8 protein-coding genes are annotated in these 14951 nt (G+C 65.4%); 2 read left to right on the top strand and 6 right to left on the bottom strand.

Annotation, left to right across the window (positions count from 1 at the left end):
- Positions 1-55: 55 nt before the first annotated feature.
- The 6 genes from DZC52_RS09075 to DZC52_RS09050 form a co-directional block, all read right to left on the bottom strand.
- Positions 56-2434: an ABC transporter permease gene (locus DZC52_RS09075; RefSeq protein ID WP_116650822.1), complete on the bottom strand. Its 2379-nt coding sequence runs from the start codon at positions 2432-2434 to the stop codon at positions 56-58.
- On the bottom strand, positions 2427-4823 hold the full coding sequence (locus DZC52_RS09070) for an ABC transporter permease (protein WP_116650821.1): 2397 nt from the start codon (positions 4821-4823) through the stop codon (positions 2427-2429). Before DZC52_RS09070 ends, DZC52_RS09075 begins: the two co-directional genes overlap by 8 nt.
- Positions 4824-4860: 37 nt before the next feature.
- Positions 4861-7299 (bottom strand): ABC transporter permease, encoded by a 2439-nt coding sequence (locus tag DZC52_RS09065; RefSeq protein ID WP_116650820.1) that lies wholly within the window; start codon positions 7297-7299, stop codon positions 4861-4863.
- Positions 7300-7374: 75 nt separating this feature from the next.
- On the bottom strand, positions 7375-8154 hold the full coding sequence (locus DZC52_RS09060) for an ABC transporter ATP-binding protein (protein WP_116650819.1): 780 nt from the start codon (positions 8152-8154) through the stop codon (positions 7375-7377).
- 160 nt (positions 8155-8314) lie between these two features.
- The gene (locus DZC52_RS09055; protein WP_116650818.1) at positions 8315-9568 is read right to left on the bottom strand and encodes an efflux RND transporter periplasmic adaptor subunit; all 1254 of its coding nucleotides are present in this window, start codon (positions 9566-9568) and stop codon (positions 8315-8317) included.
- Between the two features lie 538 nt (positions 9569-10106).
- A complete protein-coding gene (locus DZC52_RS09050) occupies positions 10107-12593 on the bottom strand; it encodes an alpha/beta hydrolase family protein (RefSeq protein ID WP_116650817.1) in 2487 nt (828 codons plus the stop codon).
- 177 nt (positions 12594-12770) lie between these two features.
- Here DZC52_RS09050 and hemN point away from each other — a divergent pair, with 177 nt between their 5' ends.
- Positions 12771-14165: an oxygen-independent coproporphyrinogen III oxidase gene (gene hemN / locus DZC52_RS09045; protein ID WP_116650816.1), complete on the top strand. Its 1395-nt coding sequence runs from the start codon at positions 12771-12773 to the stop codon at positions 14163-14165.
- Between the two features lie 8 nt (positions 14166-14173).
- On the top strand, positions 14174-14935 hold the full coding sequence (locus DZC52_RS09040; protein WP_116650815.1) for a helix-turn-helix domain-containing protein: 762 nt from the start codon (positions 14174-14176) through the stop codon (positions 14933-14935).
- Positions 14936-14951: the final 16 nt, after the last annotated feature.

Here is a 14951-nt window from a genome sequence, read left to right as displayed (position 1 = left end):
GTCTTTCGCCGATCAATGTTTTCAGTTGCATGGGAATCTCCGGATTGGCGACAGGTCATTCATCGCGAAGAGTCGTCGCCGGATCGGCCCTGGAGGCGCGGCGCGCAGGAATCCAGACCGACAGCGTGGCCATGATGGCCAAACCGGCAGTTGCGACACCAAACACAAGCGGATCTCGAGCGTGAATCTCGAAGAGCATGGATTCCGCCAACCCTGTCAGGAGCAGGGCGATGGCGGCGCCTGTCAGTATTCCCAGGAGCGCCGGCTTCATGCCTCTCGTGATGACCATTCGCACCATATCCCGGCTTGTAGCACCCAGAGCCGTACGGATTCCGAATTCACGCTGGCTCTGGCTCATGGTGTAAGACATCACACCATAGATACCCACACAGGCAAGGACGATGGCAACGCCGGCGAAGGAGCCCAAGAGTATGAGCACTGTTCGGTGCCGGGACAGAGATTCGCCAACAGCCTGCTCCATTGTTCGTACATTGGCAATCGGCTGATCGGGGTCGACGTCCAGCACCGTCTGTCTGACGGTCTCGATGAGGCCGGTCGGGGGCAAAGCCGTGCGCACAACGATACTGGTGGACCAGGGTGAATGCACATGCGCAGAATAGATCCTGGGTGGTGGCTCGATATGCACGGCCGTATGCCGAACCGGTTCGACCACACCAACAATTTCCCAGGGTCGATCGAAGAATCTCAGTTGCTTGCCGATCGGGTTCTCGTCCGGGTACAAATCTCGGGCCACACGACTATTGATCATCAGCACTCGCGGTGCGCCGACCCGGTTCTCGGCGTCGGTGATGAGGCGACCCCGCATCAACTCGACCCCCAGGGCGGCGAAATAATCTCGATCGACGGCTTCGTACCCGACCACATAGTCGGAACTGAATGGCCGGTCAGCGCGACTCAAGTACTCCGTGGCACCACGATTGCTGAGCGGCACGTAGGACGTCACCCCGGCGTATTCAACGCCCGGTATGGTCTCGATGCGCGTGATCAGTTCATCGACGATCCGAAGCCGGCTTTCCGGATCCGGATACTTCGCTTCGGGAAGCGACAAGTCGAACGCGAACGACTGGCGAGGTTCGAAGCCGGGGTCGACTTCCGACAACAGGGTGAAGCTGCGCAGCAGCAAGCCCGCACCGATCAGCAGCACCAGCGTGAGCGCGAATTGCGAGAACAGAAGCGCCGATTGCGAGCGTCTTCTGTCTCTCCCGACCGAGCCGCGTTCGCCTTCTCGAAGGCTGCCCGAGAGATTGCACCGACTGGCCCGCAGCGCTGGCAGTATTCCGGAAAGAACCCCGCAACCGCATGCAAGGATCACCGAGAATACCAACACCCCAGTATCCAGGTGTGGCTGCAAAACCTGGGGAAGCGCGTCGGCGACCATCTGCGTCAACAGCTTGATCGCAAATACGGCCACAAACAGTCCGGCCGCACACCCCAGCAAAGCAATCAGGATGCTTTCAACCAGCCATTGCCTCACGATCCGTGAAGTACTGGCCCCGAGTGCGGAGCGCACCGCCATTTCACGAGCGCGCGAGGCACCGCGCGCCAGAAACAGGTTAGTAACGTTGGCGCAGGCAATCAGCAGAACGAAGAGCGCAGTGCCGAAGAGAATGAACATCGTCATTCGCACGTTGCCGGTGTGGATTTCCTGCGCCGTGAACAGGATGACACTCCAATCCTGCTTGAATGATGGGTATTCGGCGCCGAGCCGCTGCTTGATGGTTCGCAGATCCGATTGCGCCTGGTCGATGGTCACATCCGGACGAATTCGACCGATGACATCGCGCCAATGCCCCTCGCGCCCCCAGAGGTCCGGGTCGTCGGTGATCACCATCGGAACCAGGAAGTTCGCTTCGTCGTGCAATAGGGCACCCGGCGGCAGCACCCCAATGATCGTATAGGGCGTCTGATCGAGCAGCATGGCCTGACCGATGGCATCCTCGTTCCCGCTGAAGCGTTGCTGCCAGAATCGATGCGTGAGTATGACGACCTGATTGCTGCCGCCGGCTGTGTCGGCATCCGGTGAAAAGTCGCGGCCGATCGCGGGCTGCACGCGCAGGACGGACAGGAATTCAGAGGAGACATACAAGCCCGCCAGGCGCTCCGGCGTACCTGCACCGGTGAGGTTCATGCGCGCATTGTCGAAAACAGCCAGGGATTCGAACGTCGTATTGAACTCTCTCCAGTCTTTGAAAGCACCGCCGGATACCGTGTTGCGACCTCCATCGGGACGCTGCTCGAACACGCGGACCAGCTGGTCGGGCTGCGAGTAAGGCAATGAAGCAATCAAAGCGGAATTGACCATGCTGAAGATAGCGGTTGTCGCCCCGATACCCAGCGCGAAGGTCACAACCACGATGGCCGTAAAACCGGGCCGGGAGACGAGCTGACGAAACGCCTGACGAATGTCATTCATGGCGAAGGGCCTCCGTGGGATGGATGCGCGCAGCCCGCCGCGCCGGCAACCAGCACGCCGTCAGCGCGGTGAGCGCCAGCACGAAAGCAGCGGTCGCGGTCGCGGCCGGGTCGAGTGGTTCGGTTGCGAACAGCACCCCCTGGATCAGGCGAGTGATAGCCCACGCACCGAGCAGGCCGATGAGCGTGCCGAGGATCGTCAGTACGGCGCCGCGCCGAAGCAGCATGCCGGAGATCGAAGCCGGAGCAGCTCCAAGCGCCATGCGCAGGCCGACTTCGCGCGTGCGCTGGCTGACGTTGTAGGCCATCACGCCGTAGATGCCGACCGCAGCCAGCAGCAGGGCCAGGCAGGCGAACGACGCCATCAGGAAGGTTCTGAAACGCGGACCGGCAGCGACCGACGCCACCTGGTCTTGCAGGGAAGCCACAGCCGGAACCGGCAGAGACTCGTCCAGCGCGCGCACCCGGCTCTGGACCAGCCGGGCGATGGAATCCACCTGCCCGCTGCCGCGAACGAGCAGCGTCATCTTGGGCCAGGGCATGTGATGGTAGGGTAGGAACATCACCGGCTGCACATCACTGCTCATCTCGACGTCCCGGAGGTCGTCGACCACGCCGATCACCCGCAGCGGTTCGCCGGTGTTGCTGCCCCAATAGAACTCCTGCCCCACCGCCGGCCGGTCCGGCCACATTCGTTCGGCCATGGTGCGGGTGATGACGGCCACTCGGGGACCGTCCCAGCGATCGGTGTAGTCGTATAAGCGACCCTCGATCAGCGGCAGGCCCAGGGTTTCGAAAGCATCGGGCGTAGCCGTGCGCCAGGCGGCCTGCATGAACCCCTGCGCACCGATCGACTCGGCCCGGTCGACGGGCGTGACGTCGTTCATCAGGTTCGAGCCACTGAACGGCGTGATGACCGTCGCACCGGCCGAGGCAATGCCCGGCCGGGATGAGAGGTCAGCAATCAACTCCCGAAAGAACACGACTTTCTGCCAGGGTTCGGCGTAATCATCGCCGAGCTGGATCTCGGCGTAGACGACGTTCCCGGCGTCGAAGCCGGGATCAGTGGACTGCAACTGCCAGAAACTTCGCAGGAGCAGCCCGGCGCCGACGAGCAGCAGCATGGCCATCGCGATCTGCACGACCACCAGCGCATCGCGTACGCGGCGCTGGTCGCCGCGCTCACCCGTGCGCCCGCCCTGACGCAGGGTCGCATTGAGATCCAGTCCGGAGATTCGAAGCGCCGGCAGCAGACCGAACAGCACGACCGTGACCAGGCCGATGCCGACGGCAAAGGCCATGACAGTGCCGTCGATGCGCACCGACTCCAGGCGCGGAATGAAACCCGAACCGAAAGCCTGCAGCGCTAAAACTCCCCAGTAGGCCAGCGCGATGCCCAGCCCGAGGCCGAGCCCGCAAAGGAGCACGGCCTCGACCAGCAGCTGCCGGACCAGCCGGCCACGCCCCGCCCCCAGCGCCAGCCGCAGGCCGAGTTCACCCTGCCGGCGGCTGGCCCGGGCAAAGACGAGATTGGCCAGGTTCACGCAGGCCATCAACAGCACGAATGCCACGGCCCCGAGCAGCAGCACGGCCGTGGTCCGGAACGAGTCGCGAACCAGCCAGCGGGAAAAGGGCATCATCTCGACGCCCCAGCCAGCCAGGGTCGGATGTTGCAGCCCGATACCCTCCGCGATGCGCTGCAGTTCGGCTTCGGCCTGTTGCAGGGTCGCACGTGGACGCAAGCGGCCGATCATGGCCAGCCAGTGGTCGCCTCGGTCGGAGGCCGGATCGGCCGCCAGGGGAACCCAGTATTCGCTGTCGAGCAGGCCGAAGTCCGGCCCCATGACCCCGACAACCGTGCGGGCCCGACCCTCGACTCGGATCGTCCGCCCAACGAGGTCGCGATCGCCCCCGAAACGGCGCTGCCACAGATCGTGTCCGAGTACGACGACATCCGCCGCCGAACCCGGCTGGTCCTCTTCACTCGTGAATTCTCGGCCGGCGATGGGCGAGTGCCCCAGCACTGAGAAGAATTCGCGCGAAACCGCTAAACCGGGGATGCGTGCAGCCTGGCCGCCGTCGACGAAGGTCAACGACACATCCTTCATCGCCGCCAGCGACTCGAACTGCTCAGAGCGGTCGTGGAAATCGAGGAAATTGGGCTCGGACACGGAAAAGCGGTGACCTTCGGGCGTGGTCTCCCAGACGCGAACCAGGCGTCCCGCATCAGGATAGGGAAGCGGCGCGAGCATGGTGCCGTTGACCACGCTGAACATTGCCGTGTTGGCGCCGATGCCCAGCGCCAGGGTCAGGAGGGCCACAAGCGTGAAGCCGGGTTGTCGCATCAGCTGGCGAGCGGCGTAGCGAAGGTCGGCGAAAAAATGGGTCATGGGATATCCTTTTAGAGGTTCTGCCGCGGCGCTTCGATCACTCGTAGCGAAGGGCTTCGATCGGATTGACGCAGGCCGCACGCCAGGCGGGAATCAGGCAGGCCAGGGCCGCGATCAACCCGAGGAACACGACAACGCCAATCAGTACGAAGGGATCGAAACGACTCACGCCGTAGAGCTGCGAGGAGATCATTCCGGTCAGGGCCAGTGCGGCGACCAGCCCGAGAGCCAATCCGATCGCGACCAGGCGCCCGCCCTGTCGCATCACCAGCTGCAGGATGTCGCCGATCCGAGCACCCAGTGCCATGCGCACGCCCAGTTCGCCGGTTCGCTGGCTGACCGAATAAGCCAGCACGCCGTAAATGCCAATGGCCGACAGCGCCAGGGCAACACCGGCAAAGACCATCAGCAGAAGCATGGGCGCGCGGCGCGTCTGCAACGAGACGTCGATCATCTCTTCCATCGTGCGGATGCGCGTCAGCGGCAGCTGCGGATCGATTTCGCGCACGGCTTCCCGCAGGGGATCGATCAGGCCGGCCGGGGGCATGGCCGTGCGCAGCACAAGGGTGGGGCTGCCGACGGCGGCGTTGCGAATGGGCAGATAGTAGGTTTCCTTGCTGACCTGCTCGTCGAGGCCGGAGTGCTTGACCGTGCCGACCACGCCGACGACGGTGAACCACTCGGGATTCTCTTCGTCGTCGAATCCGATTCGACGGCCGATCGGGTTCTCGTCGGGGAAGTAGCGACGTGCCAGGATCTCGTCGATGACAGCGACCGGATTGTCGGGTCCGTCCTCGGGCGTGAACGCGCGTCCGCTCAGCACCGGAATCTCCATGGCCTCGAAATAGCCGCTATCGGCCCGGCGCACCATGCCGTGCGGCGAGTTCTCGCCCGGCCCGGGCTCGTAGCCCTCGATGCTGTAGGACGACTGGGAGTTACCCCCCTCGAAGGGCGCGACGTTGGTCATGCCGGCGGCGACGACACCGGGAATGGCCTCCAGCCGCGCCACGAGGCGATCGTGGAAATCGCGCATCGCGGCCGGATCATCGTAGGGGTTGTCGGGCAGGGACAGCCCGGCGGTCAGCACGCCTTCGGGATTGAAGCCGGCATCCGTGCCCTGTAGCTCCATGAAGCTGCGAATCAACAGCCCGGAGCCGACCAGCAGCATCGCAGCGATGGCCACCTGTGCGACCACCAGGGTCGAGCGCGTAAGCTGTGCGCCGCGCCCGCTGCTGGCGCTGCGACCGCCCTCCTTGAGCACCTCGGCGGTGTTGCCGCGAACGGCCGCCAGTGCCGGCACAACGCCGAACAGCACCCCCGTGGTCATCGCGATGCCGAGGGCGAAGGCAAAGACCGTACCGTCGAGGCGGATATCGAACAGTTCATTCGTCGACCCCAGGCCCGCCAGGGTGAGCAGTTCGAGTCCGTACCAGGCCACCAGCAGTCCGGCGAAGCCGCCGAGTAGGGCGAGCAAGCCGCTCTCGCACAGAATCTGTGCAACGATTCGTCGCGAGGCCGCCCCCATGGCCTTGCGAACGGACAATTCGCGGCGTCGCGCGGTCACGCGGGCCAGCATCAGGTTGGCGACGTTTGCGCAAGCGATAAGCAGCACAAAGGCCACCGCCACCTGAAGCAGCCAAAGCGGACCACGCAGTTCGCCGATCAGTTCCTCCCGGTAGTTGACCACGCGCCCGCCGAAGCCGGAGTTGGCCCAGAACTCCGCGACACCGGCGGGCGCGCGTTCGCGATTGATCTCGTGGATGCGGTCGACCTGCTGCTGGGCCTGCTCGGTCGAGGCGCCGGGCTTGAGGCGAGCGATCATGTTCGAGAACTCCCGTCCCCGCTCCTCGTCGCTCATCTGTTGCGGCGTGAAAGCGAACGGCATCCAGAGCTGCACATTCTGGTTGGGAAACACGAAGCCCGCCGGCATCACGCCCACGACCTCGTACGGCTCGCCGTTGAGCCGGATGTCTTCACCCACGATGCCCTCGCGGGCGCCGAAGGCCGCCTGCCACAGGCCGTGACTCAGCACGACGGCCCGGTCGTTGCCGATCTCGGCGTGCTCCTCGCCGAGGGTTCTGCCCAACATGGGCTTTATGCGCAGCACCTCAAAAAGCGAAGGCGTGGTCCGCAACGCGAGCAGACGCTCGGGATTGCCCTCGCCGGTCAGGTTCATGCCGTTCCAGGTGTACATCGCCGTCGACTGGAAGACTTCGGTACGGTCGCGCCGATCGATGTAATCCGGAACCGAAACGCCCGCGTTCGGCAAGCCCATCTTCGGATAGGTGTTATAGACGGCTACCAGCTGCTCCCCTTCCGGGTAGGGCAAGGGCTTGAGCATGAGGCCGTTGATCATGCTGAATATCGCGCTGTTGGCGCCGATGCCCAGCGCCAGGGTCAGGATGACCGCAGCGGCGAAACCCGGCCGCTTGGCGATCTGCCGTTTTGCGAACTTGAAGTCGTGGAGGATGTGCATGCGAGTGCTCCTGTCAGCGGCGTACAGGCCGTGGGCTGCGGCGGTTGGGAGAAGCAGGGAAACTCACGGGGAGCGTCAGGGCGCCGAATCGGCCGCGGCCGGTTTGCGCGAGGCGATCTGCTCCTCGATGCGCTGTTCTTCCTCGGCGCGCAGGCGGTTGAGCGTTTCCTCGTCGACGACCCGTCCGTCGAAGAGGTGGATCTTGCGCTCGGCGAACTCGGCGTAGCGCGGGTCGTGGGTGACCATGCAGATCGTCGCGCCGCCGCGATGGAGCTCGTCGAGCAGCGCCATCACCGCTTCGCCATTGCGCGAGTCGAGGTTGCCCGTGGGCTCGTCGGCGAGCAGGATCGAGGGCTTGCCGACCAGGGCACGGGCCACGGCCACGCGCTGCTGCTGGCCGCCGGAGAGCTGCGCGGGATAGTGTCTCAGGCGATGGGCCATGCCGACGCGCTCCAGGGCTTCGACCACCCGCTGTTTTCGCTCGGCCTTGCCGATGCCGTCGCGGTAGGTCAGCGGAAGCTCGACGTTTTCGAAGACACTGAGGTCGCCGATGAGGTTGAAGGCCTGAAAGATGAACCCGATCTCGCGATTGCGCACATGGGCGCGGTCGGCGGCACTGAGGCTTTCCACCGGCGTGCCATTGAGCTCGTAGCGGCCGCCTGTGGGCGTGTCGAGCAGGCCCAGGATGGACAGCAGCGTCGACTTGCCGCAACCCGACGGTCCGGAGATCGAGACGTACTCGCCTTCGCCGACCTCGAGGTGAACGCCGCCAAGGGCGTGGGTCTCGACCTCGTCGGTCAGGAAGACCTTGGTCACTTCGGAAAGCTGGATCAGGGGTCGTTGGGTGTCGTTCATGTCATGCGTTCCATACGTAGAAAGAGAATCGGACTTCGCTCACCTGCGCTGGCGGATGGCGCCAAGCACCACCGGTATCGCCAGGGCCCAGGCGTGCGCCGCCAGGCAGTTAAGGCAGCCGTAGACATCGATGAGAAGGGAGAGCGACATCGGCGCGGCCTCATTCCAGGCGAATCCGGTCGTATTCGTCCCAGGCGGACGTGTCGGACAGGATCACGGTGTCGCCGACCTGCAGGCCCTGTCGCACCTCGATAACGTTGACCGAGCTGCGGCCGAGTTCCACCGGCACACGGACGGCGGTCTGCGTCTGTGGATCGACACGGAACAGGCGCACCGTGCTCTCGGGCTGGCCATAGGCCGGCCGGCCGACGAAGAGCACGTCTTCCAGTTTCTCGATCAGGATCGTGCCGTCGACCGACAGGTCGGGCCGCGCGCCCGGCGGCAGTTCACCGGTCAGCTCCACGTCGACCTGGACGGTGCCGTTGGCCACGCGCGGATCGATGCGCATCACCCGGCCGGCGACCACGCCGTTGCGCGTATCGACTTCCACCGATTGCTCGAGCTGCACATCCTTGGCCTGGGTTTCGGCGATACGCAGCTCGGCGATCAGGGTGTCGGGCCGCGCCACGCGGGCGATGTTCTGCCCCGGCGTCAGGCGCTGCCCTTCCTCGACGCTGAGCTCCTGCAGCACGCCGTTGATGCCGGCGCGTACGGTGAGGTTGCCCAGCTGCTGCCGGCGCAACTCCACGACGTTCTCGAGCTGGTCGATACGGGCCCGGGCGGCACGAAGCTGGGCCTCGACCGAATCCCTGAACTGGGCCGAACGCTCCTCCTCGATCGCCAGTCGCTCCTCGAGCTGGTCGGCATCGAGTAGCGAGCGCTGGTACTGGATGCGCGGCAGGATGCCCTGCTCGACCAGCTGGGCTTCGGCCTCGGCCTGCAGTCGGGCACCACGCGCATCCGAACGCACCTGGGCCATGGTCGCGCGCTGATCGAGCACCTGGCTTTGCAGGCGCACCTCCAGGGCGGCATAGTCCGCTTCGGCGGCAACCAATTCGGAGTTGGCCTCGCGCACCTGCTGCGCCAACTCGGGGTTACTCATCTCGACGAGGATGGTGTCCGGCTCGACGATTGCGCCCGGCTTGGCGAGAACCCGGTCGACGCGAGCCTCGGTCGTGGCAGCCACCCAGCGGATTTCCCGCGGCACCAGCACGCCGGGACCGCGCACCTGGCGCAGCATTTCGCCGCGCTCGACGGTGTCCGTCCAGACGGCAGCGCGATCCACGCTCGGCGCGGCAGGCTCGAGCGAGGCCAGGGCCACGGCAACGATCACCAGGGCGACGAGGCCGGCGGCGATCCAGATCAGGCGCTTGACGCGCTTGCGGTGTTTGAGTTCGGGGCGTGCGATATCCATGCACACCCATAAGCACGCGGCGTGCCAAACCGCGACCGGAGCGTTAACTCATTGATAGATCAGGCGCTATCAGGGCGCCTTGCCCGATGAAGGCGTCGCCCGCCCACGCGGAATTGTTCGCTTGTGGGATGCACAATCCCGATTCCGAACACTCGCGCCCGAACCAGGCGACCGACCACGCTCGATCATCCCCGGATGCAGTTCCTCGTCGAGTGTGTCTCCAGGAACGCCCTGGAATTGAGTCTCTCGCAGAGCCGCGGAGGTCTGAGCGTGCGCAGAGAAAGTCAAAATCGAAATCTTTGAAACGCAAAGACGCAAAGACGCGAAGAAAAAACCAAGAACATTGAAACCACGGAAGACGCGGAACCGCACGGAATTAAGAATTCTCTTGGCAATCCTTTCCGTGCCATTCCGTGCCTTCCGTGGTTATAGGTTATGCCTTTTACTTTGCGTCTTCGCGTCTTTGCGTTTTAATGGTTTTGCTCTTCTCTGCGGACTCCGCGATCCCCGCGGCTCTGCGTGAGTCAATACACGACATCTACGACTCCGGATACAGGTTTTGCCACCATTCGGGTTCGTCCTTGAGCCAGCGGTCGTACCAGGCGAGGATGCTGTCCCACCACACGTAGCGCTGTTCACGGTCGAGGATCCAGTGATCCTGGCCGGGGAACTCGACCATCTCGACTTCGCGGCCGAGCAGCTTGAGCGCGGTGAACATGTTGTCGCTCTCGCCGACCGGTACGTTGGTATCAGCTTCGCCGTGGAGCAGCAGCATGGGCGTGGTGACCTTGTCGGCGTTGTAGACCGGGCTGTGCTCGACGTAGAGCTCGCGATTGTTCCAGGGGAAGCTGCCCCGACTGGCCACGCCCGAATAGCCGTACCCCCACCAGCCTTCGCCCCAGTAGCTGGTCAGCGCGCTGATGCCGGCGTGCGAGATCGAGGCGGCGAAAAGGTCGGTCTTCGTGGCCAGGTACATGGTCATGAAACCGCCGTAGCTGGCGCCGATGTTGCCGATGCGCTCCTCGCTGACGAAGTCGTGAGCGGCGACGAACTGGCGCGTGCCCTCGATGATGTCGTCGGCCGCGTAGTCACCCCAGGCGTTGACGTGCCGGGCAGAGAAATCCTGGCCGTAGCCGATGGCGCCGCGCGGCTGGACGACGTAGATCACGTAGCCGTGGGCGGCCCAGAGGTTGAAGGGATAGCGGCCGGTGAACTGGCGATTCACGGGAACCGTTCCGCCGTAGTAGTAGACGATCAGCGGGTAGTCGCCTTCGGCATCGAAGTCCGGCGGCAGGTAGTAGCGCCCGTCGATCTCGACGCCCTCGGCGTTGGTGAAGGACCAGTCGCGGACTTCGCCGAGCACCACGTCGGCATAGGCCGATTCGCGGGTATCGACCAGCACCTCGTTGTCGCCGTCGAGGCCCACGCGATGCACGCGCTGGGGGGCGTCGGCGTCGGTGCCGCGCGCAACGACTGTCGGCGGCGAGGTGCGCGAGGCGACGAAGGACTCGACGACGCTCAGGCCGCTGTCGACCACGCGAAGGCGCTCCGCGTCGCGGTCGAAATAGACCAGCACCGACTCCTCGCCGCTGACGGCGCTCAGGAGCAGGTTGCCGTCGGCCAGGCGCTCGATGCCGCTGAAGGCCGGGTCGAAGTCGCGGCTGAAGCTGATCGCCTCGGTGCCGTCGACGGACAGGTGGTAGAGCTGCGTGTCGTAGTCGTTGGGAATGACGCCCTCCGGCGTGACGTCGCCATCGCCGATCGACAGCGCCGGGCCGGCCAGCAGCCAGTAGCCGTCGTCGGCATAGCGGATGGCGTTGAACGAGCGCAGGCGGGCGATGTCGCGCTGCTCGCCGTCTTCCAGGTCGAGCTCGAACACGCGGGTCATGCTGTGCGGCGGCTCGCTGTAGTCGACCACGTACTGGGAAAGCAGCGCCCGTCCGTCGACGACATCGTGGAGGCTCACCGAGCGCTCTTCGGCCGTCAGCGCGCGAACGATGCCGCTGGCCACGTCGACCTGGTAGAGCTGGCTGAGATCGCGAAAGCCGGCCCAGCGGTCCTCGAGCGCACGCAGGCGGCGGCGCTTGTCGGTCTCGGTCTCGTCCTTCCTGGTCCAGCCGAACAGGATAGAGTCGGAGTCCGGGTGCCAGCGCCAGGCACCGATGCCCTCGTGCTCGAGCAGCAGGGCGCGGGCCTGGCCGGTCTCGCGATCGTGCAGCCACAGGCTGTCGCCGGTCTGGACGGCCAGCTTCGAGCCGTCGGGGCTCCAGGCCAGCGCGGCCGGCCGGTCGGCCGTCCACTGGCGCACGATTCGGTCGGTCTGCAAGTCGCGGATCTCGAGTCGGCGGATGTCGGCGTCGGCCGGCTCGTCGCGCCGCTCGTAAGCCAGCGCCAGGTAGCGCCCGTCCGGCGAGATGGCCAGGTCACCGACCGTCTCGGCGTTGGTCAGGCGCTGGGCCGACACGCGACGCTGGGGACGCGTATGCGCACCCACGCGGTCGATGTCCGAACGACCCTGCCAGGCCAGCGCGGGCTCGCCGTCCTCGGCGGCGCCCTCGTGAACGACCCAGACCTCGTGGCTGCCGTTGCGCAGATCCAGCGCGTGCCCCTCCGCGCCGCCGTCGACTTTCTTGCCGTCGACGTAGACGACAGCGTTGCGAAGCCCCTCGACCGTGAGGTGTCCTCGCACGAAGCGCTCGGCCTCGAGCTGGAACCACAGCAGTTGCAGCGTCCGCTCCGACGCCAGGGCCGCGGGCGACACCGAGCGCCACTCGCTGTCCCGGCCGAACGCGCTGACCGAGCGGCCGGGTCGGGGCAGTTCGCCCTCGCCGAGCTGGCCGACCAGGGCACGACGCAGCCCGTCGGCATGGCCGGCTTTCTCCATCAAATCGGCAGCGATCGGCAGGGGGCCGAGCGCGAGGACTTCGTCGACGGCCATCGGTTCAGGTTTGTCTTCTTCCGCCAGCGAGGCCGGGGAGGGCAAGAGCAGCAGGAGCGTGAACGCAAGCAGGCAGGAACGAATCACAAGCGGACTCCGAAATCGGTTTGGATGCAGCGATCGAATGTACCAGAAGCGCGGCGTGCGAAAGCAACCGCTCCTTCCGGGGGAATTGGACCTTTTTGACGATGGTCAAGTCGGCCCCTTCACATCGGGACTAATCTTGCGCCCAGATTCAATGCAACCGCTTGCGGCAGAAACACCATGTCCGAATTGATGCGCCCCAACTTCGATGCCGAGCTGATCGAGAAATACGGCGGCGAGGGTCCCCGCTACACCTCCTACCCCACCGCCGTGCAGTTCAGCGAGGACTTCGGCCCGGCCGACTTCGACGCCGCCATTGCCGAAAGCAACCGACTGCCGATCCCGGCCGACCTGTCGATCTACGTGCACGTGCCCTTCTGCACCAGCCCGTGCTTCTACTGCGCCTGCAATCGCGTGATCACGCGCTCGACCACGGCCGGCCAGGAATTCCTGGTCAACCTGGAAAAGGAGCTCAGACTGGTCGCCCCGCGCTTCGACCGCGACCGGCCGGTTCGCCAGCTGCACCTCGGCGGCGGTACGCCGACCTTCCTGCGCACCGACCAGATCCGCCAGCTCATGGCCCTGCTGCGAACGCACTTCCACTTCGCCGCCGACGCCGAGCTGGGCCTGGAAATCGACCCGCGCACCATCGACCCGGCCGGCATCCGCGAATTGAGGAACATCGGCTTCAACCGCATTTCGGTGGGCGTGCAGGACCTCGACCCGGACGTGCAGGAGGCGGTCAACCGCGTGCACGACACCGCCATGGTCGGCTCGGTCATCGGCGCGGCGCGCGGCGTGGGCTTCGACTCGATCAGCGTGGACCTGATCTACGGCCTGCCGATGCAGACCACCACGGGCTTCTCGCGCACGGTCGAATCGATCATCAGCATGAACCCCGACCGCATTTCGCTGTTCAACTACGCCCACCTGCCGCACCTGTTCAAGGCCCAGCGCCAGATCGACATCGAGCAGATGCCGACGCCGGCGACCAAGCTTGCGGTGTTCCGCAACACGCTCTCGCGCCTGCTCGACGCCGGTTACGAGTTCATCGGCATGGACCACTTCGCCCGGCCGGAAGACTCCCTGGTCAAGGCCAAGCGAAACGGCACCATGGTGCGCAACTTCCAGGGTTACTCGACCCACGGCGGACTGGACCTGATCAGCTTCGGTCCCAGCGCCATCAGCCAGGTCGGCGACAGTTTCGCGCAAAACCACCGCAAGCTCGAAGACTGGGTCGTTTCCCTGATCGAGGGACGGCTGCCGACCGCCCGCGGCCTGACCCGCAACACAGACGACCGCCTGCGCGGCGACATCATCGAGCGCATCATGTGCAGCGGGCAGCTCGTCTATCGCGACATCGAGCGCGACTACCAGCTCGTCTTCCGGCGCTACTTTGCCGACGAGATCGAGCGGCTGCAGCCGCTGGCCGACGACGGTCTGATCGAATTCGACGAGGAAGGCTTCGAGGTCACCGCCAACGGCCTGCTCTTCCTGCGCGCCATTGCCAAGGTCTTCGACGCCTACCTGGCGCCGGCCGGCCAGTCGCGCGGCCGATTCTCGCGCATCGTCTAGGAGACGTGATGCCCCCGAACAGCGAAGGCACCGACCTGGCGGGCCAGGAGCACTCCTGCAACGACTGCGTGCTGTTCAGCCTGTGCTTCGCCCAGGACATCAACCCGGACGAGCGCGAACGCCTCAACGGCGTGATTCGCCGCCGGCAGGGCGTACACCGCAGCGCCCACCTGCACCATGGGGGTCAGTCGGCCCGCCAGCTGGCCGTGCTGCGATCGGGATCGATCAAGGCCTACCAGGTCTCGCGCGAGGGCGACGAGCTGGTCACCGGCTTCTACCTGCCCGGCGACGTCATCGGCCTCGACGCTTTCTCCACCGGTGAACACGCCGGCTCGGCCGTCGCGCTGGAGGAATGCCGCCTGTGCGAAATCCCGGTCAATGACTTCAACAAGATGCTGGGCGAAAGCCCCCGGCTCAACCAGGTCATGCTGCGCCTGCTGGCCGAGGAAATGGCCGAGGCGCGCCGGCTGCTGCTGGTCGTGGGCCGGCTGGACGCGAGGACCCGCGTGGCCCTGTTCCTGCTCAGCCTGTCGCGGCGCCTCGAGCGTCGCGGGCTCGACCCGGACCTGTTTCGCCTGTCGATGGACCGCCGCGACATCGCCAACTATCTGGGCCTGACCATCGAGACGGTCTCGCGCACGCTCTCGGCCCTGCAGCGCGACGGCGTCATCCACGTGCGCGGCAAGAACGTGCGCATCGTCGATCGCCGGGCGCTGAGCGAACTGGCGCATCTCGATGAGAGCAGCCGGCCGCAACGGGCAGCCGGCTGACCGGGATGACCGAGGC

The sequence above is a fragment of the Wenzhouxiangella sediminis genome (assembly GCF_003410055.1).
GTDB lineage: Bacteria > Pseudomonadota > Gammaproteobacteria > Xanthomonadales > Wenzhouxiangellaceae > Wenzhouxiangella > Wenzhouxiangella sediminis.
Note: the sequence above shows the minus strand (reverse complement) of the source record. Positions and strands in the feature narration are given on the sequence as shown.